The sequence below is a fragment of the Pseudomonas sp. Y39-6 genome, assembly GCF_023651955.1.
Classification (GTDB): domain Bacteria; phylum Pseudomonadota; class Gammaproteobacteria; order Pseudomonadales; family Pseudomonadaceae; genus Aquipseudomonas; species Aquipseudomonas veronii.
This window is the reverse complement of record NZ_CP069594.1, coordinates 357,029-381,018: the sequence shown is the minus strand read 5'-3', so window position 1 is coordinate 381,018 and position 23,990 is coordinate 357,029. Positions and strand designations below refer to the sequence as shown.

The 23,990-nt window shown below is 61.6% G+C and carries 24 protein-coding genes and 1 tRNA gene; 13 read left to right on the top strand and 12 right to left on the bottom strand.

Translation table 11 applies throughout. The annotated features are described in order from the left end of the window. Window positions 1-5: 5 nt before the first annotated feature. The 5 genes from hisA to JN756_RS01615 all read right to left on the bottom strand — a co-directional run bounded on the left by hisA (window position 6) and on the right by JN756_RS01615 (window position 4,103). Window positions 6-743, bottom strand: a complete 738-nt coding sequence (gene hisA / locus JN756_RS01635; protein WP_017849937.1) for a 1-(5-phosphoribosyl)-5-[(5-phosphoribosylamino)methylideneamino]imidazole-4-carboxamide isomerase — start codon at window positions 741-743, stop codon at window positions 6-8. Window positions 744-782: 39 nt separating this feature from the next. After that, on the bottom strand, window positions 783-1,040 hold the full coding sequence (locus tag JN756_RS01630; protein ID WP_017849938.1) for a DUF2164 domain-containing protein: 258 nt from the start codon (window positions 1,038-1,040) through the stop codon (window positions 783-785). Continuing rightward, entirely contained in the window at window positions 1,041-1,679 is a 639-nt protein-coding gene (gene hisH / locus JN756_RS01625; RefSeq protein WP_017849939.1) for an imidazole glycerol phosphate synthase subunit HisH, read from the bottom strand. Beyond that, the gene (hisB, locus tag JN756_RS01620; RefSeq protein ID WP_017849940.1) at window positions 1,679-2,272 is read right to left on the bottom strand and encodes an imidazoleglycerol-phosphate dehydratase HisB; all 594 of its coding nucleotides are present in this window, start codon (window positions 2,270-2,272) and stop codon (window positions 1,679-1,681) included. The genes hisH and hisB overlap by 1 nt, the downstream gene beginning before the upstream one ends. A 169-nt stretch (window positions 2,273-2,441) precedes the next feature. Next, window positions 2,442-4,103, bottom strand: a complete 1,662-nt coding sequence (locus JN756_RS01615; protein ID WP_057003609.1) for an OFA family MFS transporter — start codon at window positions 4,101-4,103, stop codon at window positions 2,442-2,444. 324 nt (window positions 4,104-4,427) lie between these two features. On the opposite strand from JN756_RS01615, the gene JN756_RS01610 reads away from it, so the two are divergent. The 4 genes from JN756_RS01610 (at window position 4,428) to JN756_RS01595 (ending at window position 8,159) form a co-directional block, all read left to right on the top strand. Then, entirely contained in the window at window positions 4,428-6,647 is a 2,220-nt protein-coding gene (locus JN756_RS01610; protein ID WP_128192071.1) for an AsmA family protein, read from the top strand. After that, the gene (gene mutY / locus JN756_RS01605; protein ID WP_201021733.1) at window positions 6,644-7,711 is read left to right on the top strand and encodes an A/G-specific adenine glycosylase; all 1,068 of its coding nucleotides are present in this window, start codon (window positions 6,644-6,646) and stop codon (window positions 7,709-7,711) included. The genes JN756_RS01610 and mutY overlap by 4 nt, the downstream gene beginning before the upstream one ends. Then, window positions 7,708-7,980 carry an oxidative damage protection protein gene (locus tag JN756_RS01600; protein ID WP_017849944.1) on the top strand — a complete coding sequence of 91 codons (273 nt, stop codon included), beginning with the start codon at window positions 7,708-7,710 and terminating at the stop codon, window positions 7,978-7,980. The genes mutY and JN756_RS01600 overlap by 4 nt, the downstream gene beginning before the upstream one ends. Before the next feature lie 103 nt (window positions 7,981-8,083). Then, window positions 8,084-8,159, top strand: a tRNA-Phe gene (locus JN756_RS01595). Window positions 8,160-8,302: 143 nt separating this feature from the next. Here the strand turns inward: JN756_RS01595 and JN756_RS01590 are convergent. The 4 genes from JN756_RS01590 to relB all read right to left on the bottom strand — a co-directional run bounded on the left by JN756_RS01590 (window position 8,303) and on the right by relB (window position 11,494). Then, a complete protein-coding gene (locus tag JN756_RS01590; protein ID WP_126585334.1) occupies window positions 8,303-9,910 on the bottom strand; it encodes an ArnT family glycosyltransferase in 1,608 nt (535 codons plus the stop codon). 78 nt (window positions 9,911-9,988) lie between these two features. Next, complete coding sequence (locus JN756_RS01585) at window positions 9,989-10,963, bottom strand: arsenic resistance protein (protein WP_079442658.1); 975 nt, start codon at window positions 10,961-10,963, stop codon at window positions 9,989-9,991. Window positions 10,964-11,004: 41 nt separating this feature from the next. Next, on the bottom strand, window positions 11,005-11,316 hold the full coding sequence (locus JN756_RS01580) for a type II toxin-antitoxin system RelE/ParE family toxin (RefSeq protein ID WP_032805156.1): 312 nt from the start codon (window positions 11,314-11,316) through the stop codon (window positions 11,005-11,007). Continuing rightward, entirely contained in the window at window positions 11,303-11,494 is a 192-nt protein-coding gene (gene relB / locus JN756_RS01575) for a type II toxin-antitoxin system RelB family antitoxin (RefSeq protein WP_081610227.1), read from the bottom strand. The genes JN756_RS01580 and relB overlap by 14 nt, the downstream gene beginning before the upstream one ends. A gap of 213 nt (window positions 11,495-11,707) precedes the next feature. Between relB and JN756_RS01570 the strand changes: the two genes are divergently transcribed. Continuing rightward, complete coding sequence (locus JN756_RS01570; RefSeq protein WP_108526630.1) at window positions 11,708-12,655, top strand: alpha/beta hydrolase family protein; 948 nt, start codon at window positions 11,708-11,710, stop codon at window positions 12,653-12,655. A 69-nt stretch (window positions 12,656-12,724) separates the two neighbouring features. Continuing rightward, complete coding sequence (locus JN756_RS01565; protein WP_201021732.1) at window positions 12,725-13,138, top strand: hypothetical protein; 414 nt, start codon at window positions 12,725-12,727, stop codon at window positions 13,136-13,138. Between the two features lie 79 nt (window positions 13,139-13,217). Here the strand turns inward: JN756_RS01565 and gabP are convergent, their stop codons facing one another. Beyond that, on the bottom strand, window positions 13,218-14,609 hold the full coding sequence (gene gabP / locus JN756_RS01560; protein ID WP_017849950.1) for a GABA permease: 1,392 nt from the start codon (window positions 14,607-14,609) through the stop codon (window positions 13,218-13,220). 555 nt (window positions 14,610-15,164) lie between these two features. Between gabP and JN756_RS01555 the strand changes: the two genes are divergently transcribed. The 5 genes from JN756_RS01555 to JN756_RS01535 all read left to right on the top strand — a co-directional run bounded on the left by JN756_RS01555 (window position 15,165) and on the right by JN756_RS01535 (window position 19,370). Then, window positions 15,165-15,938, top strand: a complete 774-nt coding sequence (locus tag JN756_RS01555; protein WP_017849951.1) for an ABC transporter ATP-binding protein — start codon at window positions 15,165-15,167, stop codon at window positions 15,936-15,938. A gap of 13 nt (window positions 15,939-15,951) precedes the next feature. Next, a complete protein-coding gene (locus JN756_RS01550; RefSeq protein WP_046385012.1) occupies window positions 15,952-16,704 on the top strand; it encodes an ABC transporter substrate-binding protein in 753 nt (250 codons plus the stop codon). 74 nt (window positions 16,705-16,778) lie between these two features. Beyond that, the gene (locus JN756_RS01545) at window positions 16,779-17,474 is read left to right on the top strand and encodes an ABC transporter permease (RefSeq protein ID WP_046385013.1); all 696 of its coding nucleotides are present in this window, start codon (window positions 16,779-16,781) and stop codon (window positions 17,472-17,474) included. Between the two features lie 38 nt (window positions 17,475-17,512). Continuing rightward, window positions 17,513-18,202, top strand: coding sequence for an ABC transporter permease (locus JN756_RS01540; protein WP_046385364.1), 690 nt, complete (start codon window positions 17,513-17,515; stop codon window positions 18,200-18,202). After that, window positions 18,183-19,370 carry a methyltransferase gene (locus JN756_RS01535; protein ID WP_046490904.1) on the top strand — a complete coding sequence of 396 codons (1,188 nt, stop codon included), beginning with the start codon at window positions 18,183-18,185 and terminating at the stop codon, window positions 19,368-19,370. Before JN756_RS01540 ends, JN756_RS01535 begins: the two co-directional genes overlap by 20 nt. 241 nt (window positions 19,371-19,611) lie before the next feature. Here JN756_RS01535 and bcsQ read toward each other — a convergent pair whose 3' ends face one another. Next, window positions 19,612-20,571 carry a cellulose biosynthesis protein BcsQ gene (gene bcsQ, locus JN756_RS01530; RefSeq protein ID WP_201021731.1) on the bottom strand — a complete coding sequence of 320 codons (960 nt, stop codon included), beginning with the start codon at window positions 20,569-20,571 and terminating at the stop codon, window positions 19,612-19,614. Between the two features lie 265 nt (window positions 20,572-20,836). Here bcsQ and lapG point away from each other — a divergent pair, with 265 nt between their 5' ends. Further along, a complete protein-coding gene (gene lapG / locus JN756_RS01525) occupies window positions 20,837-21,553 on the top strand; it encodes a cysteine protease LapG (RefSeq protein WP_017849958.1) in 717 nt (238 codons plus the stop codon). A gap of 11 nt (window positions 21,554-21,564) precedes the next feature. Next, on the top strand, window positions 21,565-23,523 hold the full coding sequence (lapD, locus tag JN756_RS01520; protein WP_169881404.1) for a cyclic di-GMP receptor LapD: 1,959 nt from the start codon (window positions 21,565-21,567) through the stop codon (window positions 23,521-23,523). A gap of 44 nt (window positions 23,524-23,567) precedes the next feature. On the opposite strand, the gene JN756_RS01515 is transcribed toward lapD, so the two are convergent. Beyond that, complete coding sequence (locus JN756_RS01515) at window positions 23,568-23,906, bottom strand: hypothetical protein (protein ID WP_057003600.1); 339 nt, start codon at window positions 23,904-23,906, stop codon at window positions 23,568-23,570. Window positions 23,907-23,990 lie beyond the last annotated feature (84 nt).

Genomic DNA, 23,990 nt, shown 5'->3' with positions numbered 1-23,990 from the left:
AGTCCTCAGCCGTTGTAGGCATCGCAGTAAGCCTGGGCTTCGGCGACGTCCAGGGTGCCTTCGTAGATTGCGCGGCCGGTGATCGCGCCGATGATTCCAGGGGCCCGGGCATCCAGCAGCGACTTGATGTCACCCAGGTTGTGGATGCCACCGGACGCGATCACCGGGATCCTGGTCGCCGCCGCCAGCGCAGCGGTGAACGGTACGTTGCAGCCCTGCATCATGCCGTCTTTGGCGATGTCGGTGTAAACGATGGCGGACACGCCGTCGGCTTCGAACTGCTTGGCCAGGTCGATCACCTGCACCGTGCTGATTTCCGCCCAGCCGTCGGTGGCGACGAAACCGTCCTTGGCGTCCAGGCCGACGATCACCTTGCCCGGGAACGCGCGGCAGGCTTCGGCGACGAAGGCCGGGTCTTTCACGGCCTTGGTGCCGATGATCACGTAGCTTACGCCGGCCTTGACGTAGTGTTCGATGGTTTCCAGGGAGCGGATACCGCCGCCGATCTGGATCGGCAGGTTCGGGTAGCGCTTAGCGATCGCAGTCACCACTTCGCCATTGACCGGCTGGCCTTCGAAGGCGCCGTTCAGGTCCACCAGATGCAGGCGACGGCAACCACCGTCCACCCATTTGGCAGCCATGCTCACCGGGTCGTCGGAAAACACCGTGGAATCTTCCATGCGGCCCTGGCGCAGACGCACGCAAGCGCCGTCCTTGAGATCGATAGCGGGGATAATCAGCATCTGGCAAACCTTATTCGATATTCAGCAATGCTTGGGAAATCAGGGTTTCTCAAGCGACCACAGGTCGCTTTCGATGCTTTCGAACCGTTCCCTAAGGAGCGTCTGCGTATCGAAAATCGCCCTGTTGTAATAGTGCGGCGCAACTTCAATGGTGAACAACTCAAGGATCTCGGCAACCTCGAACGAGCCCAGCTTGAGCTCGAAACGGTCCTCCATGAAGCGCTTGATCTTGTTGGTAGCCTCACGTTCCTGTTCGGGCGTGAGGTTCAGGATCGGCAGCTTCGGTTTCTTGGCCATCTACCAGCGACCGTCCCACGCAGCGAAGTTCTGCAGCAATTGCAGGCCATGGGTATGGCTCTTCTCCGGGTGGAACTGCACCGCAAAACGCGAACCTTCGGCCAGCGCAGCGGCGAAGTCGACGCCGTAGTGCCCGCCACCCACCACCTGGCGCGGGTTACCGGCGGCGATGTAGTAGCTGTGGACGAAGTAAAAGCGCGCCATGTCCGGGATCTCATGCCACAGCGGGTGATCCACGGTGCGCCGCACTTCGTTCCAGCCCATGTGCGGGACTTTCAGGTGTTCGCCGTCTTCATGCAGGTCCTTGCCGAAGAACTTCACTTCGCCTGGAAACAGGCCGATGCAGTCGACGCCGTCGTTCTCTTCACTGCGCTCGAGCAAGGCTTGCATGCCCACGCAAATGCCGAGGAACGGCCGGTCCTGGCTGACCTCGCGCACCAGGCTGTCAAAGCCCAGGCGACGGATTTCGGCCATGCAATCGCGAATCGCGCCAACGCCTGGGAACACCACGCGGTCAGCCTCGCGAATCACCGTGGCATCGCTGGTGATCAGCACCTTGCCGGCCCCTACGTGCTCGAGGGCCTTGGCCACCGAGTGCAGGTTGCCCATGCCGTAATCGATAACCGCGACCGTCTGCATTACAGGACGCCCTTGGTCGATGGCATTTGCCCGGCCATGCGCTCATCCAGCTCCACCGCCATGCGCAGCGCGCGACCGAATGCCTTGAACACGGTTTCGATCTGGTGGTGGGTGTTGGTGCCGCGCAGGTTGTCGATGTGCAGGCTGACGAGGGCGTGGTTGACGAAACCCTGGAAGAATTCCTGGAACAGGTCGACGTCGAAGCCGCCCACGGTGGCGCGGGTGTAGGGCACGTGCATCTGCAGGCCGGGGCGACCGGAGAAGTCGATGACCACACGCGACAGCGCCTCATCCAGCGGGACATAGGCGTGGCCGTAGCGACGGATGCCTTTTTTGTCGCCGATGGCCTTGGCGAAAGCCTGGCCGAGGGTGATACCGACATCCTCCACCGTGTGGTGGTCGTCGATATGCAGGTCGCCCTTGCTGACGATATCCAGGTCGATCAGCCCATGACGGGCGATCTGGTCCAGCATGTGCTCAAGAAAAGGTACACCGATATCAAATCGGGCCTTTCCGGTGCCATCCAGGTTGATCGAGGCTTTGATCTGGGTTTCCAGAGTGTCGCGCTCGACGGACGCCTTACGTTCGGCCATCACCAGCTCCGCAAAATCATTGGGCGAAAAAGGCAGCCATTATAGGGGCGCGGGCGCTAAACAGAAACATCGAAGGGGATAAGACTGACGAGTTGAAGCGAGGAAGGTCGACGCTAGACATGTGCATACAAGCGGGCGCTCCAGGATGGTGCGCCCGCCTGCAGTCAACTTAGTGGAACAGTACCGCCGTCTTTTGCAGGGTCACCCACACACCCCACGCCAACGGAATACCCACCACCAACCAGGCCGCGACAGCCAGCGGCTTGCTGCCGGCGGAGGCTTTCCACTCCAGCACGGTGCTCGAATCGGCACCCTTGTCATGGCCCAGCGCCTGTTCGGCGGCCAGTTCGGCGTCGCTCATGAAGTACTTGTCGGCCACCGGGCGCACCAGCAGGTTGCAGATGAAACCCAGCACCAGCAGGCCGGCGAGGATGTACAAGGTGATGTCGTAAGCGGCGGCGCGTTCGACGCCGATGCTCAACTGATATTCACGCAGGTAGTTCACCAACACCGGGCCCAGCACGCCCGCCGCAGCCCAGGCGGTCAGCAGGCGGCCATGGATCGCGCCGACCATCTGGGTGCCGAACAGGTCGGCCAGGTAAGCCGGAACCGTCGCAAAACCGCCGCCGTACATCGACAGGATGATGCAGAACGCCGCCACGAACAGCGCCACGTTGCCCAGGTGCCCGAGGTTCGGGATCAGCGCATATAGGGCAAAGCCCAGGGCGAAGAACACGAAGTAGGTGTTTTTACGGCCCAGGTAATCGGAGAACGACGCCCAGAAGAACCGGCCACCGATGTTGAACAGGCTCAACAGCCCGGTAAAGCCCGCCGCGATCGCCGCGATCGAGGCCAGTTGCCCGGCATTCAGTTGGCCAAACGGCACGTCCACACCCAGCAATTTGCCGCCAAACACTTCCTGCAGCAGCGGCGAAGCCATGCCGAGGATGCCGATACCGGCCGATACGTTCAGGCACAGCACCAGCCAGACCAGACGGAATTGCGGGGTTTTCCAGGCGACGTTCACGTGAACGTGACGATGGGTGATCATCGCATTGCTGGCTTTTTTCACCGGCGCGGTCCAGCCCTCAGGCTTCCAGCCGGTCGGCGGAACGCGGTAGGACAGCGCGCCACCGATCATGAACACGAAGTAAATCGCCGCCATCACCAGAAAGCTCTGCCACACGCCGACGCTGGTCGGCGAAGCGAAGTGCCCCATCAGCGCTGCCGCCAGGGGAGCCCCCACCATCGCGCCGCCGCCGAAGCCCATGATCGCCATGCCGGTGGCCATGCCGCGCTTGTCCGGGAACCACTTGATCAGGGTCGACACGGGCGAGATATAACCCAGGCCCAGGCCGATACCGCCAATGACGCCGGAGCCGACCCACATCAGCCAGATCTGGTGGGTATAAATCCCCAGCGCCGAAATCAGCAGGCCGCCACACCAGCACAGCGCCGAGACGACGCCCGCCTTGCGTGGCCCGGCATGTTCCAGCCAGCCGCCCCAGATCGCCGCCGAGCAGCCCAGGAAGATGAAGAACAGGGTGTAGATCCAGCCCAGCATGGAGATCGGCCAGTCGCACTGAGACGAGAAGACCTGAGCGATAAAGCTCATATCCGGCGCACAGGCCACCGGCGCGCTGATCCCCAGCGCCTTGGACAGCGGCAACCAGAACACCGAGAAGCCGTAGGCCATGCCGATACACAGGTGGATGGCCAGAGCGGCCGGTGGAACCAGCCAGCGGTTGAACCCGGGCTTGGCGATGATGCGCTCCTTGGACAGGAACGCAGGCTGCGCGGCAGCAATACCCGCCGCAGTGCTAGTGCTCATTAGTGTTTCCCCCAGTTATTAGTATGTGTTCGTCAGGCGCTCTCTCCTTCGGCCTTGCACGCAGGGCGTGACCGTTTTGTTGAATAAAGCTCCATTTAAAGCGCGACGTTACGTCGCAGAAGGCGGACGAACGCGCAGAGATTAGCATCAGTGGATGACAGAAAAACCAAAATGCCACTACCTTTCGCGGATTTTTTGTGTTTTTTGACGCCAAAATACCGCCCCCCTGCGCTAGATACAATGTAACGATCCGTGAACTGACGCAGGCCATCGGGCGCTATACTCTGCGGCTAAATTTTGAAATCGACATACAAGGACTCGCCCATGAAAGCGTTCGGCAAAATCCTGGGTCTGGTACTTCTCGGGCTGTTGCTGATCATTGTGGCTCTCGGCTTTGCCCTGACCCATCTCTTCGATCCCAACGACTACAAAGACGAGATTCGCCAGATTGCCCGCGACAAGGCCCACATCGAGCTGACGCTCAATGGCGACATCGGCTGGAGCCTGTTCCCCTGGCTGGGCCTGGAACTGCACGAAGCCAGCGTCGCGACCCTGACCAACCCGACCCAGCCGTTCGCCGACCTGCAGATGCTCGGCCTGTCGGTACGCGTGCTACCGCTGCTGCGCCGCGAAGTGCAGATGAGCGATGTGCGCGTCGAAGGCCTGAACCTGCGCCTCAACCGCGACAAGCAAGGCCACGGCAACTGGGAAGACATCGGCAAGAACGCCCCCGAGGCGGCCACCGATACGCCAACCCCCGTGCAAGCGACGGCACCGGTGACCGAGGTGAAGGCAGAGAAACCGCCGCAGCCCATCCGCCTGGACATCGACAGCCTGACCATCAACAACGCCCGCATCGAATACAACGATGAACAGACCGGCAAGCAGTTCAGCGCCGAAAGCATCCAGCTGAGTGCGGGTGCCATCCACGAAGGGGCGAGCATTCCGCTGAAGCTCACCGCGTTCCTCGGCAGCAACCAGCCGGTCATGCGCGTCAAGACCGAACTCAACGGCAACCTGCGCATTCAGCGGGCGCTCAAGCGTTATCAGTTCGAAGACATGCGGTTCAGCGGCGAAGCCACCGGCGAACCGCTGCAAGGCAAAACCGTGACCTTCTCCACCCAGGGCCAACTGCTGGTGGACCTGGCGGCCAACATTGCCGAGTGGACCAACCTGAAACTCTCGGCCAACCAGTTGCGCGCCCTCGGCGAACTGAAGGTCAATGACCTGGACAAGACCCCGCAGCTCAGCGGCGCCCTGTCGATCGCCCAGTTCGACCTGGCCAAGTTCCTCGACAGCGTCGGCAACCCGCTGCCACCGATGGCCGAGGGCAGCCTGAGCAAAGTCGAGCTGGTCAGCCGCCTCCAAGGCACGCCGACCCGCCTGGCCCTGGAAGACCTCAACCTGAAACTCGACGGCAGCACCTTCACCGGCCGCGTTGCCGTGGACGATTTCGCCAAGCAATCGCTGCGCGTGCAACTCAAGGGCGACACCTTCAACGCCGACAATTACCTGCCGGCCAAGTCCGAATCCGCCAAGGGGGCAACCGCCGCACGCCAGGCCGAAGTGCAGAACAGCGAAGCCGGCGCCATGGCCGCCGGTGGCACCACACCGCTGCCGGACGCCCCGACCAAAGGCGCCTGGAGCACCGACAAGCTGCTGCCGCTGACCCGCCTGCGCACGCTGGACGTGGAGGCCGACCTGGCCTTCGGCCAACTGACCCTGAGCAAGCTGCCGATCCAGAACGCCATGCTCAAGGCCAGCGGCCTCGACGGCCAGCTCAAGCTCGACAGCCTGAGCGGCGGCCTCTACAACGGCAGCTTCCAGGCCAATGGCAGCCTCGATGTGCGCCAGGACATTCCAGTGCTGGCCCTGCAAAGCCACATCAAGCAAGTGCCGGTCGAGCGCATCCTGCAAGCCCAGGGGCAGACGCCGCCGGTCAAGGGCCAGATCACCCTCGACAGCAACCTCAGCGGCCGCGGCAACAGCCAAAAGGCACTGATCGACAGCCTCAACGGCAACGCCAGCTTCGTGATCAACAACGGCGTGCTGCTCAACGCCAACCTTGAACAGCAACTGTGTACCGGCATCGCCCTGCTCAACCGCAAGACCTTGAGCAGCGAGCCACGGGCCAAGGACACACCGTTCCAGGAACTCAGGGGCAACCTGACGTTGCGCAACGGCGTGGCCAACAACCCCGACCTGAAGGTGCGTATCCCCGGCCTTACGGTCAACGGCAACGGCGACATCGACCTGCGCGTGCTGGGCATGGATTATCGCGTCGGCATCATCGTCGAGGGCGATCAACGCGAAGTGCCGGACCCCGCCTGCGAGGTAGGCGCCAACTTCCAGGGCATCGAAGTGCCGCTGCGCTGCCGTGGCCCGCTGGAGCTGGGCGCCAAGGCGTGCCGCCTGGACAAGGACGGCCTCGGCCAGGTCGCCATCAAGGCCGCCGGCAACCGCCTCAACGAGAAGCTGGAAGAGAAGCTCGACAAAGTTAACCCGCAGTTGAAAGACGCGTTGAAAGGCCTGTTCAAACGATGAAAAACGAGCAGTTTTCCGAGGCGGTACTGAACTGGTACGACCGCCACGGTCGCCATGACCTGCCCTGGCAACAGGGCATCACGCCCTACCGGGTGTGGGTTTCGGAGATCATGCTGCAACAGACCCAGGTCAGCACCGTGCTCAATTACTTCGACCGTTTCATGGCCTCCCTGCCAACGGTCGAAGCCCTGGCCGCCGCGCCGGAAGACGAGGTGCTGCACCTGTGGACCGGCCTCGGCTATTACACCCGGGCGCGCAACCTGCAGAAGACCGCGAAGATTGTCGTGGCCGAGTACGGCGGCGAGTTTCCCCGCGACGTGGAAAAGCTCACCGAACTGCCCGGCATCGGTCTGTCCACCGCCGGCGCGATCGCCAGCCTGAGCATGGGCCTGCGCGCGCCGATCCTCGATGGCAACGTCAAACGCGTGCTGGCACGCTTTACCGCGCAGGAGGGCTACCCCGGCGAACCCAAAGTGGCCAAACAGCTCTGGGCCACCGCAGAGCGCTTCACGCCCCATGATCGCATCAACGCCTACACCCAGGCGATGATGGACATGGGCGCCACCCTGTGTACCCGCAGCAAGCCCAGTTGCCTGTTATGCCCGCTGGAAAAAGGCTGCGAAGCCCACATGCTCGGCCTGGAGACGCGCTATCCGATCCCCAAGCCGCGCAAGAGCATCCCCCAGAAGCGCACGCTGATGCCCATGCTGGCCAATGGCGACGGCGCGATCCTGCTTTACCGTCGCCCGTCCACGGGCCTGTGGGGCGGTTTGTGGAGCCTGCCGGAGCTGGACGACCTGCAAGACCTCGAACATCTCGCCCACCAGCACGCGCTGGAGCTGGGCAAACAACAGGAACTGCCGGGGCTGATCCACACCTTCAGCCACTTCCAGTTGGCCATCGAACCCTGGCTGGTCCAGGTCGAGGAATCCGCCCATCACGTGGCCGAGGCCGACTGGCTCTGGTATAACCTCGCCACCCCGCCGCGCCTGGGCCTTGCCGCCCCGGTGAAAAAACTGCTGAAGCGCGCGGCCGACGTATTGAACGCAGGAGTTTCGTCATGACCCGCACCATCATCTGCCGCAAGTACCACGAAGAACTGCCCGCCCTGGAGCGCGCCCCGTTCCCGGGTGCCAAGGGCCAGGACATTTTCGATCACGTCTCCGCCAAGGCCTGGGCCGACTGGCAGAAACACCAGACCCTGCTGATCAACGAAAAACGCCTGAACATGATGAACGCCGAAGACCGCAAATACCTGCAAGGCGAGATGGACAAGTTCTTTTCCGGCGAGGATTACGCCAAGGCCGAAGGCTACGTGCCGCCTGCTCAATAATTGATCAAAAACCGGGGTCGGCACGTAAGCGACGGTAATAATTAAATATTTTTTGAAAACTTGCTTGACGACCCCCTGAAAAACCCGTTTAATGCGCCCCGTTGCCCAGATAGCTCAGTCGGTAGAGCAGGGGATTGAAAATCCCCGTGTCGGCGGTTCGATTCCGTCTCTGGGCACCACTATTAAGTTTCAGGTGGTGCAACGATCATCTGAAACACCCAAAAAACCCGCCTAGTGCGGGTTTTTTGTTGCCTTCGATTTACCCATCCCGAACCGGGGTGGCTCACCGTCACCCCAGTACGCAATACCCGCCTCGCGCCGCCTACTTGAGCAAGAACACCAACAACGGATTGTCGTTCAGTCGTCCGTTGAACATCGGCGCCAGGTGTTCCACCGGTGTGCCCTTCAACTGCTCGGTTTCCTTGCGCGCCACGATCACCCAGGACGGCCGTGGCAGCGAGTCCAACTGATCGAGCTGGTTACGCCCGATGAACAGCGGTTGCTCGTCGTGATCCAGGTTCATCATGTAGCGCACTGCCCAGGTGTCCCGCGCAAGGCCGACAAACACCAACGGTCCAGGCTCTTGTGCGCGAAGCGCTTCCACCTGACTGACAAATTGCCGGGTGTCGAACTGCAGGTCCTTGGCCGGCTCTACCACGGTCACCAGCAACAACCACTGCGCCGCCAGTGCGATCGCGCTGAGCCACACCAAACGCCCGGCGCGACGCCAGGCGATCAATGCCGCCCCCTGCAGGATCACCAGCACGCCGATCAGCAACGGCAACGAAACGTCCGGCCAGTAACCGTGCTTCTGCCACCCATGTCGACACACGAAGACTACAACCACGCACAACGCCGGCAGCGCCGCGACGAGCCATGTGTAACAGCGACGCACCCCGACGAACCAGTTCTGTGCGTGGAGCAGCCCATAGGCGGCGACAGCGGCAAACATCGGCACCATGGGCAGGATGTAATAAGCGCGCTTGAAGTGCGGCACCGACAGCCCGAGCAGAATCATCAAGCCGCAGGCGCCGAGCCGCACGACCAGTTGCACGTCGTCATTGCCCCAGCGTTCCGGCCAGCGATGACGCAGCGCAACCATGCTCGCCAACGCCATGGGGACCACCGGGAAGTAACGGTACAGACTCAGCTGGAAGTAGAAATAGAACGGCTCGCCGATTTCATCGAGGCGCCCGCCAACCTGCATCTTGAACACTTCATCGGCAAAGGCCTGGCCCCCACTGATCCGCGCCAACTGCATCAGCAGCCACCAGCAACACGCCAACAGCAGCAACCCGATAACGCCGTGGATCAGCACTTGCCTGACCCGCTCCCCCGGACGACCCAACGCCCAATACACGCAGGCCACCCCACAGACTTCGATCAAGCCCAACGGCCCGCGAATCGCAAAGCCCAGGATAAACAGCGGGAACACCGCCAGCTGCCGCAGCCGCGAGCCAAGGCGTTCGCCACTGTGCAGCAGGTAGAAGCTGCCTACGCACAACAGCGCCACCATCTGATCCAGGCACACCGAGCGCGACTTTTCGAGCAACTGGGTGGTGAGCAAGGTCAGCAGCACCGTCAACAGCGCCCAGGCGCGACTGGAAGGCGCCAGCAAGCGATAGATCAGCGCCACCACTCCGGCAGAGGCCAGCGCGGTGGGCAGGACATTCGCCAGGTGGTTGGGCGCACCGAACAACCGGGCGAATACAAAACTGAAGAACGTCGCCGTACCGGGATAATCCGCGTAGGGCTGGCCGTAGGTGGTGGGGAAAAGACTCGCCCCATGGCGAAACATTTCCTGCATGAACAACGCCCAGCGCCCGTCAAACCCCTGAGGCTGCTGGTCCCAGATCCCCAACGTAAATAACAACAAAGCAATCAGAAAAATGCCCAGAGACTCCAGGCGAAAAGAGTTGCGCTGATCCATCGGTTGTCCTGCCAGGTAGTGAGCGGCGGCTTATGGTGCCCAACACATCCCAAATAGCGCCTGAACAACCCTGAACATTCATGTGCCCGGCCGATCTGCGCGCCACACCAGCGTCGGGATCAGGCGAACGTAGATCAGCTCGCCAATCAACTCGACCAGGGTTTGCAGGATCACCGCCGTCGCCGCCAACCCGCGCACGCCTTCGGGCAACGCCAGCGCCAGGGGCAACACCACCAGCGAGTTACGCGTCGCCGCGCTGAACGTCACCGCGCGCGCCGTCACCGCCGGCAGCGCGAACAGGCGCGCGGCGAACATCCCCATCAATGGCGCCAACAGCACAAAGCCGACGTAGACCGGAATCACCGGCAGCAACAGGCTGATATCGCGCACCACCGCGGTGATTTGCGAACCGATCACCACAAACAGCACCGCTGCCATCGCCGGCACCGGCAACCAGGCCCAGGCATCGTTCCAGGCGTTGACGACCGAGGATCGCCGCGCCAGCGAGGTGGTGATCACCGCCAGCACCATCGGCACCACGATCAATAACAGGAACGCCTCGACAAACGGCCGCACCTCCACCACCACCGCGGACTGCGCGCCCAACATCAACCCCAGGTACACCGGCAACAACACCAACTGCAACAACAACAGCAGCGGCGTCGCGGCCAGCATCAAGCGCGAATCGCCCTTGCCGATGTGGGTAAACACCACCACGTAGTCGATACACGGCGTCAGCAACACCAGCAACGCCCCCACCAGCAACGCCGGGCGCTCCACCAGGCCACGCGTCAGTAGCCACACCAGCACGGGCACGAGAACGAAATTGGCCAGCAGCAACGCCGCCAGGAACCGCTGGTTGCCCACGCCTTGGCGCAGCTGCAGAAACGGGATTTGCAGGAACATCGCATACATCAGCACCGCGATGGCCGGCGTGACCAGCACGCCGAGGCCATGCGCCAATGACGGCGCGAGCAGACCGAAAGCGGCGGCCAGGAGGACGGTGGCGAAGTAGAGGGGAATCTGGTGGTGTTCGAGGGTGTCGCGGGTCATCAGGACGCTCTCGCTGATTGCAAAGGCGCAAGCCTAAGCATCTACTGGCGTGAGGTCGAGTGGTGTGGCCCGATCACATCCCTGGGATATTCCTGGCGAGTGTGTAACACCATCACTATCTCAACGTGCTCCGTCACCCGATAGACCACCAGGTAGTTTGGATGAACAACCATTTCCCGAGTACCAGACAAGCGACCGTGCTTGAATCCGTATGGCATCAGGGACAACCCCTCGGCGGCAACCACAATAGTTTGGTGCAGCGAGACGGCGGCAACCGGGTTGTACTGCTCGATGTAATCAATGATCTCGATCAGGGCGACAATAGCCTCAGGTCGCCATTTAACGAGAAGCACGAGCCTTGCGCCTCTCTTCCAGCACCTTCTCGACTTCAGCCATCGCCTGATCGTGCGGAATACTAGGACGAGGATCGTCAATTGAAGCCTGCACCTTGGCACGAAACCAACGGTCGTAGCTGGCAGCTTGCTCTTCTGTTTCAAACTCCGAAACGATGGGAGAACGTGGAATGCTCATAGAGACCTCCGTAATGGATGCCTGCCAGTCTAATCTGTCCATGGTTGGCTGTCGTTTCTCTCAGATGTGTGGTTTTTTCGGAACAAGCCACTGTGCACGGGCGTTGTAGGCGTTGTGAGCGCCAGAGATTAGTGAGTCAGCGGAACGAAGTACAAGTGCTGGCAAACTGGCCAACCGTTACCAAAAATAAAAAATCGGCACAGGCCCAAAACGATGAATTTGAATGATGCCTCTTCGCCAACGCCTGCAACTCAACCCTGCCAAAACACTTCCTTCAGGGCACCCGCCGCAGACGGCTACCCGCTTGGCGGCTTCACCTGGCGCCATATCCGAAGCGACCCTACACGCCCGGTCGTCATCATCAACGCCGCCACCTCCGTGCGCTGTCGCCACTATTCACGCTTCGCCGACTACCTGTTCGCCAACGGCTTCGATGTCATCACCTACGACTATCGCGGCATCGGCGAGTCCCGCCGTGGTTCGCTGCGAGGCTTCAAGGCCTCATGGTCGGATTGGGGCCGCCTGGATTTCGAGGCGATATTGCAGCGGGCGCAGCGCGAGTTCCCGGGGCAGCCGATCGACGTGGTCGGTCACAGCTTTGGCGGCTGCGCAGCGGGGCTCGGGGCGTCCGGCGCAGTGATCCGGCGCCTGGTGACGGTGGGCGCGCAATTCGCCTACTGGCGCGATTACGCAGCGAGCGGGCGCTGGCGCATGGTTGGCAAGTGGCATGTGGTGATGCCACTGGTGACGGCGCTGTTCGGCTACTTCCCGGGCAAGCGCCTGGGCTGGCTGGAGGATACGCCGGCCGGCGTGGTACGGGACTGGGGCACGCCGACGCCGAGCTATGAAACACGGCCCAGCGGGCGCGCCTTGGGTGAACTGCCGTTTGCCCGGGTAACGGCGCAGGTGCTGGCGATCAGCATCACCGACGACCCCTTCGGCACCGTGCCGGCCATCGAGCGCTTGCTGAGCTACTTCGCCAGCAGCGAACGCACTCACCTGCGCATCGCCCCTGACGATATCGGAGAAACACAGGTCGGACATTTCGCGTTCTTTCGCAGCGAGTATGAGGATCGGCTGTGGCCGATTGCGCTGGCATGGCTGAAGCACGGCGCGCTAACACCCGGCACACCGGGCCGTCGCATAACGGCGCGCGTCTAGAACCCCTTGGGATTTCCCTCAACCTGCGCTTCAATACCCACCCAGATCCTGAACCAAGGACGTGAGCCCATGGCCTCGCCGAACAAGCAGCAGAAACGTGCCCACCGGGCAAAGGCCAAGGCCAAGCAAAACCGTACCCAACGCGCCGTCGCGAGCAATCCGGATGCATTTGCCGGCGATGACAGCCGCATCGATCTTGAGTCGGTGGATTTGACTGAATTGTTTGTCGAGATGCGTACTGCCGGCGAAATCAGCCAGCAAGCGCTGTGCGCGGCATTCCTGGCGCACCCGCTGTTGGCATTGGTGCTGGAGCAGGAAGGCGAAGAAGAGGCCACCGACTTTATCCTGGCGGCACTGATCGAATATCGGCAGTGGGCTACCGACACCGAGGATGAAGCGGCAGCCCTGGCGTGGGTCGAGTCGCCGCAGTTCCAGGCGGATTACGTCGCCGCATCCCAGGCGCTGGTGATTTCCCAAGACTGACGCAAAACGCAATGTGGGAGGGGGCTTGCCCCCTCCCACATTTGAACTGCGGCGCAATCAAGCACCGCACTCCATCACATCAATTCAGTACTGCAGCGCCTACGCTCTGGGCCTTGCGACGGCTCGAAACGAGCAGCCCCGCCGCCACCACCAGCAAGCTCAAGACCCCGGTCGCGATGATCTCGACCCGATGGGCTTCCTGGAACAGCATGATCCCCAGCGTACCGACGATGAACACCATCACCGCGTAGGTCAGGCCTGGGAACAACCACATTTTGAAAGCGAGCGTCTCGCCCGCCGCAGTACGCTTCTGACGCATGCGCAGTTGCGACACCGCAATCACCAGGTACACCAGCAACGCAATGGCGCCGGAACTGGCGAGCAGGAATTCGAACACCGCCGCCGGTGCCACGTAGTTGGCGAAGACCGCCAGGAACGCTGCGCCGGTGGACAGCATCACCGCCCAGTAAGGCGTGCCGCTTTTGTTGGTGCGCTTGGACACGGCGGGTGCATCACCACGACGGCCCAGGGAAAACAGCATGCGCGAGGCGGTGTACAGCGCCGAGTTGAGGCAGCTGGTCACGGCAACCAAGACCACCAGGTCAACGATCAGCTTGGCATTCGGGATGCCCATGCTTTCCAGCACTGTCTGGTAGGAACCTACGGCAGCCAGGGTCGGATCGTTCCAAGGCACCAGGGACACCACGATGAAGATCGACAGCAGGTAGAACAAACCAATCCGCCAGATCACCGAGTTGGTGGCCTTGGTGATCTGCTGGCCCGGGTCCTTCGACTCGGCGGCCGCGATGGTGACAATCTCGGTGCCCATGAACGAGAACATGGTGGTCAGGATGGCCGCCAGCACAGCGCCCATGCCGTTCGGCATGAAGCCCTGGGTGTCGAACAGGTGCGAGACACCGCTGACCTGGCTGGTCGGCAAGAAGCCGAAGATCGCCAGCAGGCCGAGGATCACAAAGCCCACGATCGCGACGACTTTGATCAGCGCGAACCAGAACTCGAACTCACCGTAGTGCTTCACGCTGAACAGGTTGGTCGCCGTCAGCAGCAAGGTGATGATCAGGGTAAACGCCCAGATGGCCACGCCGGGGAACCAGGCATGGAGGATGGTCGCGGCGGCGTTGGCTTCCAATGGAATCACCAGCACCCAGAACCACCAGTACAGCCAGCCGATGGTGAAACCGGCCCAGTGACCGATCGCCCGATCGGCGTAGGTCGAGAACGAACCGGTGTCCGGCGACGCCACGGCCATTTCGGCCAACATCCGCATCACCAAGACCACCAGCGCACCGGCGGCGGCATACGCCAGCAGTACCGCAGGGCCGGCGGCGGCGATCGCGTGGCCGGAGCCGACAAACAAACCGGCACCGATGACGCCGGCAATCGACAACATGGTGACGTGACGCGGTTTGAGCCCCTGTTCGAGGTCATTGGAGCTATGCGTACTACTCATTGACACACCTTTAAACGAGGAATTGCGAAAACGGTCCGCCCGGCGCGTGCCTTTCACGTGAAAAGAAACAAACAGGGCGTTCTTTATTTTTTACGCAATATTTGCGCCAAAATGTTACAAAACCCCGATTGACGCGGGCTGTAGGACGATCCAGCAGCCCTCGCAAGTCATTGAGAATGCTGGCATTCCGCTACAGCGTTACCGAGCGACTCACTTTTACCCGAACGCGCGCACCACAAATACACACAAAAAGTACGTGACGCCCCATAAAAGGGCCGATGGTCACCGTTTGCCCGGTTAACCCTTCCAACACCCGCCCAAAGCTGGCACCATCGCGCCCTTTTTCACGCGAAGCCTGCGGGTTTTCCAGGTTCAAACGGCTGTTCGGTTGTTGATGGCGCGACACGCCGCTGTGCCGATGCGACACCTTGCCGCAGACCACCTGTTAAGCATCCGCCGCGCTGTTGGCTGCCATCCGGACGCTATGCTAGGTTGGCGCCTCGCCAGGAAGGCGACCCAACAGCAGGAACGCAACGAACACAATGAGGACCGCACATGGCTCTGGCCGCGCCCGCGCTTGAAATCCGCAACTTGCATAAACGCTATGGTGAGCTGGAGGTACTCAAAGGTATCTCGCTGACCGCTCGCGACGGCGATGTGATCTCGATCCTGGGTTCCTCCGGTTCCGGCAAGTCCACATTCCTGCGCTGCATCAACCTGCTGGAAAACCCGCACCAGGGCCAGATCCTGGTGGCCGGCGAAGAGCTCAAGCTCAAGGCCGCGAAGAACGGCGAGCTGATAGCCGCCGACGGCAAGCAGATCAACCGCCTGCGCAGCGAAATCGGGTTTGTGTTTCAAAACTTTAACCTGTGGCCGCACATGAGCATCCTCGACAACATCATCGAGGCCCCACGCCGCGTGCTCGGCCAGAGCAAGGCCGAAGCCATCGAAGTGGCCGAAGCCCTGCTGGCCAAGGTCGGCATCGGCGACAAGCGCCACGCCTACCCCGCACAATTGTCCGGCGGCCAGCAGCAGCGGGCGGCCATCGCGCGTACCCTGGCGATGCAGCCGAAAGTCATCCTGTTCGACGAACCCACCTCGGCCCTTGACCCGGAAATGGTCCAGGAAGTACTTAATGTGATCCGCGCGCTGGCCGAAGAAGGCCGCACCATGCTGCTGGTCACCCATGAAATGGGCTTCGCCCGCCAGGTGTCCAGTGAAGTGGTGTTCTTGCACCAAGGCCTGGTCGAAGAGCAAGGATCGCCACAGCAGGTGTTTGAAAACCCGCTTTCGGCGCGCTGCAAACAATTCATGTCCAGCAACCGCTAACGGAGCAACATGCATGCAGAACTATAAAAAATTCCTTCTGGCCGCGGCCGTTTCGATGGCGTTCAGCGCCTCGGCCATGGCAGAAACCCTGAAAATGGGGATCGAAGCGGCCTACCCGCCGTTCAACAATAAAGATGCCAGCGGCAACGTCGTCGGCTTCGACAAAGACATCGGCGACGCCCTGTGCGCCAAGATGAAAGTCGAGAAGTGCGAAGTGTATGTATCGGACTGGGACGGCATCATCCCGGCGCTGAACGCGAAGAAATTCGACTTCCTGGTGTCCTCGCTGTCGATCACCGACGAGCGCAAGCAGGCCGTCGACTTCACCGACCCGTACTACTCCAACAAGCTGCAGTTCATCGCACCTAAAGCCACGGCAGACTTCAAGACCGACGCGGCCTACCTGAAAGGCAAGATCATCGGCGCACAACGCGCGACGTTGGCCGGCACCTACCTGGAAGACAAGCTGCCAGACACCACCAGCAAGCTCTACGACACCCAGGAAAACGCCTACCTCGACCTGACGTCCGGCCGCCTGGACGGCATCCTCGCCGACAAGTACGTGCAGTACGAATGGCTCAAGAGCAAAGACGGTTCCGCCTACGAATTCAAGGGCAACCCGGTGGTCGAGAGCGACAAGATCGGTATCGCCGTGCGCAAAGGCGACCCGCTGCGCGAACGCCTGAACAAAGCCCTGGCAGAGATCAAGGCCGACGGCACCTACAAGAAGATCAACGACAAGTACTTCCCTTTCAGCATCGAATGATCTGAACGGTATGCCCGACGCGCTCCCAGGGGCGCGTCGGCTTTCAGCTTTGCCTGCCGCGATATGAAAACACCATGAATTTCGATCTCTACGGATTCGGCCCGGCGCTCGCCGCCGGCGCGCTGATGACCGTCAAGCTGGCGCTCACGGCCCTGTGCCTGGGGCTGGTACTCGGCCTGGCCGGCGCTTTGGCCAAGACGTCCCCATACAAGCCGCTGCAGTGGCTGGGCGGGGCTTACTCGACCCTCGTTCGCGGTATTCCCGAACTGTTGTGGGTGTTGCTGATTTATTTCGGCACGGTCAACCTGATGCGTGCCCTCGGGGAGTTTTTCGGTAACCCCGACCTTTCCCTCAGCGCCTTCGCCGCCGGGGTCATCGCCCTGGGCCTGTGCTTTGGCGCCTACGCCACGGAAGTGTTCCGTGGTGCGATCCTCGCTATTCCCAAGGGCCACCGTGAAGCCGGTGTGGCATTGGGCCTGTCGAAGTTTCGCATCTTCACCCGCTTGATCATGCCGCAGATGTGGCGCATCGCCCTGCCGGGCCTGGGCAACCTGTTCATGATCCTGATGAAAGACACCGCGCTGGTATCGGTGATCGGCCTCGAAGAAATCATGCGCCATGCGCAGATCGGCGTGACCGTGACCAAGCAGCCGTTCACCTTCTTCATGGTGGCGGCGTTCATGTACCTGGGCCTCACCGTGCTGGCCATGACTGGCATGCACTTCCTGGAAGAACGCGCCAGTCGCGGCTTTGCAAGGAGCACCCAATGAACGGCGACTACAGCTGGCTGTCCCATTTCGACCTGGGCCTGAACTGGGCCGTGATCATCAAGTGGCTGCCCAAACTGGCCCAGGGCGCGACCCTCACCCTCGAGCTGGTGGCCATTGCGGTGATTGCCGGCCTGCTGCTGGCGATCCCGCTGGGCATCGCCCGCTCTTCGCGCCGCTGGTACGTGCGGACCCTGCCCTATTGCTACATTTTCTTCTTCCGCGGCACACCGTTGCTGGTGCAACTGTTCCTGGTCTACTACGGCCTGGCGCAGTTCGACGCGGTGCGTAACAGCTTCATGTGGCCGTACCTGCGCGATCCGTTCTGGTGCGCCACCGCCACCATGACCCTGCACACCGCCGCCTATATCGCCGAAATCCTGCGCGGTGCGATCCAGGCCATCCCGCCGGGTGAAATCGAAGCGGCGCGGGCCCTGGGCATGTCCAAGCCGAAGACGCTGTTCTATATCATCCTGCCGCGCGCCTCGCGCATCGGCCTGCCGGCGTACAGCAACGAAGTGATCCTGATGCTCAAGGCCAGCGCCCTGGCCAGCACCGTGACGCTGCTCGAACTGACTGGCATGGCGCGCACCATCATTGCGCGCACGTACCTGCCAGTGGAGATCTTCTTCGCCGCCGGCCTGTTCTACCTGCTGATGGCCTATGTGCTGGTGCGCGGTTTCAAACTGCTGGAACGCTGGCTGCGAGTCGATGCCTGCCAGGGACGTTGAAGCGCACTTCCAGGCGCTGGATGCGTTCCTCAGCGAACATCAGGGGCTGTGGCGACCACGGCCCTTCACGCATCGCCAGTTACCCTGGGAATCCCAACATCCCGCGCTCGCCCAGTGGCTGCGCCGGCGCTCGCTGGCCGACGCGGAAAGCAGCCACAACCGGCCCCATGAGCTGCCCGCCCCGGCGCCTTTTCCACAGTTGGCCGCGCAGGCGCTGCGCCTCAGTGCTGTGGATAAGTTACCGACGCAGCCCCTGGCACCCGCCCGCCAGCGCCTGAACGTCGATGTGCCCGGCCGCAAGTGGCAACAGATCGAAGCATTCGGTGCTGCCCTGGGGTTCGCGCAACCACCGCGGCACTGGCTGGACTGGTGCGCCGGCAAAGGCCACCTCGGCCGCCGCCTGCTGCACAGCGGGCAGCAACTGACCTGCCTGGAATACGATCCGGCCCTGATCGCCGCCGGGCAGGCCTTGAGCGACCACCACCAACTGCCCGTCACCCATCACCTGCAAGACGTACTGGCCGACGTGACGGTCAGCGCCGAACACACACCCGTCGCCCTGCACGCCTGCGGCGACCTGCACGTGCGTCTGCTGCAACTGGCCAGCACTGCCGGCTGCAAGCAACTGGCGCTGGCACCCTGCTGCTACAACCGCATCCGCACCGATCGCTATCAGCCACTGTCGAGCGTCGGCCGCGCTTCGGCGTTGCGCTTATCAGTGGATGACCTGGGGCTGCCCCTCAGTGAAACCGTCACCGCCGGCAAGCGGGTGCGCCGGCAACGGGATACGTCCATGGCCAGGCGCCTGGGTTTCGATCACTTGCAGCGCCAATTGCGCCATTGCGACACGTACCTGCCCACGCCGTCCCTGCCCGCCAGTTGGCTGGATAAACCCTTCGCCGACTATTGCCGCGAGTTGGCCGGCCTCAAAGGTTTATCCACAGGCGAGCAGGATTGGACAGCGCTGGAGGCACACGGCTGGCGGCGCTTGGCCGAGGTCAGAAACCTGGAACTGCTGCGAGGGTTGTTCCGCCGCCCGCTGGAGCTGTGGCTGGTGCTGGATCGGGCTCTGTTTCTGCGGGAACAGGGCTACACCGTGGCGGTAGGCAGCTTCTGCGAAACCACCCTGACCCCACGCAACCTTATGGTGCTGGCTGAGCGCGATTAAAGCGCATTTTTTCCTACGCGCGCCCTGTGGATAACTCTGTTGATGAAATCCTTACAGAAGTTGTAGCCATCTGCGCTACAGGCCAAATGCCATACTGATCATTTTTTGTGCAACGAATAAAACGCACGCAAAACAGGCGGTTGCGCCGTGTTGAGAATGGTTCCGCCCAAACCCCATTCGACGCCATCGGCGACCTGCCGATTGTGCATAAGCATTTCGCGTTCAGCGCATAAAGCGTGATTTAGCGGGCTTTTTTCCGTGCGATCAACAACCGGCACAGCCTCTTGAGATCGTCGCAGGCGGCGCTCGCCGCCAAGTTATCCAGCGGGTCCGTGGAAAAGGCCAGGGCTTCGCTGATCGATGGATCGCGATGCACCACGTCCAACGGATTATCGCCCAGGCGCAGTTTGAAGGCATTGACCATGTCCCGGCTGAACGCCGAGTTTTCTTCCAGTTGATTGATCACATAGTGGCAATGTGGCGGGCGTTCACGCTCAAGATAAGGCGCCAGCACCGCGTCCAACTGGTCAAGCGTGCCGAGGCACGCGGCATTCGGCTGGACGACGACCAATACGCTATCGGCCACGCTCAAGGCTTGATGCAGATAGACGTTATTACCGGCGGGGGTGTCGATGAGCATGATCGGGCGCTCGCTCAACCCCAGGGTCGACAGGTGCTGCGCCAACCACTCCGGTTCACGCGTGAGCCAACGTTGCAGGTTGTCCTTCTGCTTGATATCGGTGTGCCCGAAGGGGATCACGCGGCAGCCGGCAAACCCTGTTTGCAGGAGCGTCTCCCAGCGCGTATTGAGCAGGCTGGCGCGGCCGACGCCCAGGAGCTCCGGGGCCACGCCGAAATGCTGGCGCAATGCGTTTTGAGGGTCCAGATCCAGCGCCACCACCGACTCCCCCAAGCGCTGCAAGCCGCTGCTCAACGCCGTGGCCAGGGTGCTGCGGCCGACGCCGCCGTTGACTGAGACCAGCGCCACCACGGTTGGGCGCGGTGTGCTCAAGTCATAATGATGAGGTTGTTCATACGCCGCTGGCGCATTGGCGCAAAAGCGCGAGCCGTCTTTCTGGTTAGCGCGGGTGCCATCATCGAATGGAAGGGTGCCGAAAAAGTGCAGCCGAGCGTTCCGTGCCTTGGGCTCCCGGGTCAGGCTCTTGCCGGACGGGGCAAACAGATCATCGGTACGGCTCATGGCCATAACTCCTTCACAGTGCCATTAAAGACGTGAAAGGTCGGCAAGATAAGGCTGACCGCAAGTCTTTTTGTCGGCGCTTTGGTTGCGACATTCTGTGACAGGCGTTATGAGGTGTCATTATTTTGATGGAATTGCCGCCACCCTTTCAGACGAGCGGAAAATAGCCAATTTACCGGCACTTATTCAGGATAAATTGCTACAAAGTGATTTCATCGTGCCATTGTTTTTTACCCGGTATCACCGCACCATTGCCGCACCTTCAATGCTGCAAGCTCGGGTATTCGCAGTGGCGATACGCTTTAACTTCCCTCGGTTCCTGTACGGTCTGGCCATCACGCTGTTGCTGGGTGGCGGCCTGCTGGGCAATCTGCTCGCCGATTGGGATTTCAGCCAGATCAGCCGCCGCGCCGAGGCGCTGTACGGGCCCCTGGGCGCCGGGCGCCAGCGTATCGATGCCTGGCAACACCTGCTCACGGCGCAAAAGCAGGTCAGCGAGACCGAACAACTCAACGTGGTCAACTTGTTCTTTAACCGCCAGTTGCACTACGAAGAAGATATCGACCTGTGGCACGAGATCGATTATTGGGCGACGCCCATTCAATCCCTGTGGAAAGGTGCCGGTGATTGTGAAGACTATGCCATCGCCAAATACTTCAGCCTGCGTCACTTGGGCGTCCCGGCCGAGAAGCTGCGCATAACCTACGTCAAGGCCTTGCGCCAGAATCGCGCGCATATGGTACTGACCTACTATGCAAGCCCGGAAGCCATGCCGTTGGTACTGGACAGCCTGATGGACCCCATTCTGCCGGCCAGCCAACGTCCGGACCTGCTGCCCGTCTATGCTTTCAACGGCGAAGGGTTGTGGCTGACCGGCGCGGCGGGCAACAAAAAAGTCGGTGATAGCAAGCGCCTGTCACGCTGGCAGGATGTCTTGAAAAAAATGACCGCCGAAGGGTTTCCGGCCAGTTCGGATAATTAACAGGAGCTACGATGTCACTGTTCAAACAATTGCTGATCGCTATCTGTGTGTTTCTAGTGGTTGCCTTCAGCGGTAGCTTCATCGTCAGCCTGGAAAGCTCGCGTGCGCAGTACGTCAACCAGTTGCGTTCCCACGCCCAGGATGCGGCCACCGCACTGGCGCTGTCGCTGACGCCGAACATCGATGACCCGGCGATGACCGAGCTGATGGTCAGTTCGATTTTTGACAGTGGCTACTACGCGAGCATCCGCGTGGTGGACCTGAGCAATAATCAGGTGCTGGTGGAGCGTGCCGCCGAGCCTGATGCCAGCGGCGTGCCGGCCTGGTTCGTGAAAATGATCGGCCTCGCGCCGGCCGGCGGCGATGCCATCGTCAGCCGAGGCTGGCAGCAGGCGGCACGGGTCGAGGTGATCAGCCACCCGATGTTCGCCCTGGCCAAACTGTGGCAGAGCGCATTGGGCAGCCTGGGCTGGTTGCTGCTCTGCGGCGCCGCGAGTGCGGTGCTCGGCGCGTTGTTGCTGCGCCGTCAGTTGAAGCCGCTGGACTATATGGTCGAACAGTCCCACGCCATCGCGCGGCGCGAATTCATCAGTTTGCCCGACCTGCCCCGCACCCCCGAACTGCGGCGCGTGGTGCAGGCCATGAACCAGATGGTCGAGAAGCTCAAGGCGTTGTTCAATGAACAGACCGAGCGCAGCGAGAAGCTGCGCGTGGAGTCCTACCAGGACAGCCTGACCGGGCTGGCCAACCGGCGCTATTTCGAGATGCAGCTCAACTCGCGGGTCAGCAACCTGGAAGAAGCCAGTTCAGGCTACCTGCTGATCTTGCGGGTCAATGACCTCGCCGGTCTCAACCAGCGCCTGGGCGGGCAACGCACCGACCAACTGCTGCAAGCCGTCAGCCAGCAACTGGTGCGGACCTGCGCCAAGTACCCGGAAACCCACAACCTGATCACCCGCAGCCGCGGCGGCGAGTTCGCGGTGCTTGCCCCAGGCCTGGTGCGTCACGAAGCGGTGCAATTGGCCCAGGCGCTGGAAACCACCCTGCAGAGCCTGTACGAAACGGGCGCCACAGACATGCAGAGCGTGGCCTACATCGGCCTCGCGCCCTACAACCCCGGCGATGCCTCGGCCGACCTGTTGAAGCTGGCCGATCAGGCCCTGGCCCAGGCTGAAGCCAGTAGCGGCCAAACCTGGGTATGCCTGGAGCGCCAGACCCGGGGCACCGTCAGCGACGATCCGCATAGCTGGCACACCCTGCTCGACGAGGCCCTGAATCAGGGGCGCTTCCGCTTGTTTTTCCAGCCGGTGGTCAGTAGCAGCGATACCCGTCAGGTGCTGCACTACAAGGTACTGTCGCGCCTGCTCGACAACCAGGACCAGACCATTGCGGCGGGGCACTTCCTGCCCTGGCTGGAGCGCTTCGGCTGGACCGCACGCCTTGACCAATTGATGCTCGACCTGGTGATCAAACACCTGGCACAACACAACCAATCGGTGGCGTTGAACCTCTCGGCGGCGACCTTGAATGACCCACAAGCCCTGGAGCGGATGTTCGAGCGATTGGCGCAACACCCGACACTCGGTACGCGCCTGACGCTGGAGATCGGCGAAGAGCAAGTGCCCGAGCAAGCCCAGCTGGAGCGTCTCACCCGGCGCCTGCGCAGCCTCGGATACAGCCTCGGCCTGCAACGTTTCGGCGGGCGTTTCAGCATGATCGGCAACCTGGCGAACCTGGGCCTGGCGTACCTCAAAATCGACGGCAGCTACATCCGGACCATTGATCAGGAAAGCCACAAGCGCTTTTTTATCGAGGCGATCCAGCGTGCCGCCCACAGCATCGATTTGCCGTTGATTGCAGAACGCGTGGAAACCGAAGGTGAGTTGCGCGTGATTCGCGAGATGGGCATCGAAGGGGTGCAAGGCCAACTGGTCGGTGAACCTGCGCCGTGGACGTGGAGCGCCGAGTAATCAGGCCGGCTTGACGCTCATGCCGTGAAAGAGGTGCGTGCGCCTCAGATCAAACCGCTTTCATCGTCATTGATCAGCTCACTCAAACCGCCCAGCGCCGTCCGTGCCTGGGTACGCTCCATCACCTTGACCTGCGCGGCGGGCGGCAGGTCAGTGATGCGGATCACGCCCTTGGCGGTCAGCACCTGGATCAAGTCATCGAGCACCCGAATCATCTCGGAGTCGCTCTGTTGGAGCTGCTTGAGGCTGTTGTCGATCACATCCGTGGCAAACCACGCCTGAATGTCCTGATGATCCGCCGGTAGAGTCCCGGTGGATTCGGCGAAGGCCTGCGTCTCGACGCGAACCAAAGCGTTGTATTGATCGCGTTGCACGTAGAACATCAGCGTTCTCCCAATAAAAAATCCCTGCAGGCGCCGCACCTGGCTCCTACAGAGATTACACACATTTTCCCGAAGCTGGTGCCC

Excerpts from the sequence above, each read along its gene's own strand:
- JN756_RS01570 (WP_108526630.1), top strand. The coding sequence starts at position 11,708 with ATGAATTTGAATGATGCCTCTTCGCCAACGCCTGCAACTCAACCCTGC.
- hisH (WP_017849939.1), bottom strand. The coding sequence starts at position 1,679 with ATGCAGACGGTCGCGGTTATCGATTACGGCATGGGCAACCTGCACTCG.
- relB (WP_081610227.1), bottom strand. The coding sequence starts at position 11,494 with ATGAGCATTCCACGTTCTCCCATCGTTTCGGAGTTTGAAACAGAAGAG.
- JN756_RS01535 (WP_046490904.1), top strand. The coding sequence starts at position 18,183 with ATGCCTGCCAGGGACGTTGAAGCGCACTTCCAGGCGCTGGATGCGTTC.
- hisA (WP_017849937.1), bottom strand. The coding sequence starts at position 743 with ATGCTGATTATCCCCGCTATCGATCTCAAGGACGGCGCTTGCGTGCGT.
- JN756_RS01545 (WP_046385013.1), top strand. The coding sequence starts at position 16,779 with ATGAATTTCGATCTCTACGGATTCGGCCCGGCGCTCGCCGCCGGCGCG.
- JN756_RS01550 (WP_046385012.1), top strand. The coding sequence starts at position 15,952 with ATGCAGAACTATAAAAAATTCCTTCTGGCCGCGGCCGTTTCGATGGCG.
- hisB (WP_017849940.1), bottom strand. The coding sequence starts at position 2,272 with ATGGCCGAACGTAAGGCGTCCGTCGAGCGCGACACTCTGGAAACCCAG.
- lapG (WP_017849958.1), top strand. The coding sequence starts at position 20,837 with ATGCTGCAAGCTCGGGTATTCGCAGTGGCGATACGCTTTAACTTCCCT.
- JN756_RS01585 (WP_079442658.1), bottom strand. The coding sequence starts at position 10,963 with ATGACCCGCGACACCCTCGAACACCACCAGATTCCCCTCTACTTCGCC.
- JN756_RS01610 (WP_128192071.1), top strand. The coding sequence starts at position 4,428 with ATGAAAGCGTTCGGCAAAATCCTGGGTCTGGTACTTCTCGGGCTGTTG.
- JN756_RS01555 (WP_017849951.1), top strand. The coding sequence starts at position 15,165 with ATGGCTCTGGCCGCGCCCGCGCTTGAAATCCGCAACTTGCATAAACGC.
- JN756_RS01630 (WP_017849938.1), bottom strand. The coding sequence starts at position 1,040 with ATGGCCAAGAAACCGAAGCTGCCGATCCTGAACCTCACGCCCGAACAG.
- JN756_RS01565 (WP_201021732.1), top strand. The coding sequence starts at position 12,725 with ATGGCCTCGCCGAACAAGCAGCAGAAACGTGCCCACCGGGCAAAGGCC.
- JN756_RS01515 (WP_057003600.1), bottom strand. The coding sequence starts at position 23,906 with ATGTTCTACGTGCAACGCGATCAATACAACGCTTTGGTTCGCGTCGAG.
- JN756_RS01600 (WP_017849944.1), top strand. The coding sequence starts at position 7,708 with ATGACCCGCACCATCATCTGCCGCAAGTACCACGAAGAACTGCCCGCC.
- JN756_RS01615 (WP_057003609.1), bottom strand. The coding sequence starts at position 4,103 with ATGAGCACTAGCACTGCGGCGGGTATTGCTGCCGCGCAGCCTGCGTTC.
- bcsQ (WP_201021731.1), bottom strand. The coding sequence starts at position 20,571 with ATGAGCCGTACCGATGATCTGTTTGCCCCGTCCGGCAAGAGCCTGACC.
- gabP (WP_017849950.1), bottom strand. The coding sequence starts at position 14,609 with ATGAGTAGTACGCATAGCTCCAATGACCTCGAACAGGGGCTCAAACCG.
- JN756_RS01590 (WP_126585334.1), bottom strand. The coding sequence starts at position 9,910 with ATGGATCAGCGCAACTCTTTTCGCCTGGAGTCTCTGGGCATTTTTCTG.
- mutY (WP_201021733.1), top strand. The coding sequence starts at position 6,644 with ATGAAAAACGAGCAGTTTTCCGAGGCGGTACTGAACTGGTACGACCGC.
- lapD (WP_169881404.1), top strand. The coding sequence starts at position 21,565 with ATGTCACTGTTCAAACAATTGCTGATCGCTATCTGTGTGTTTCTAGTG.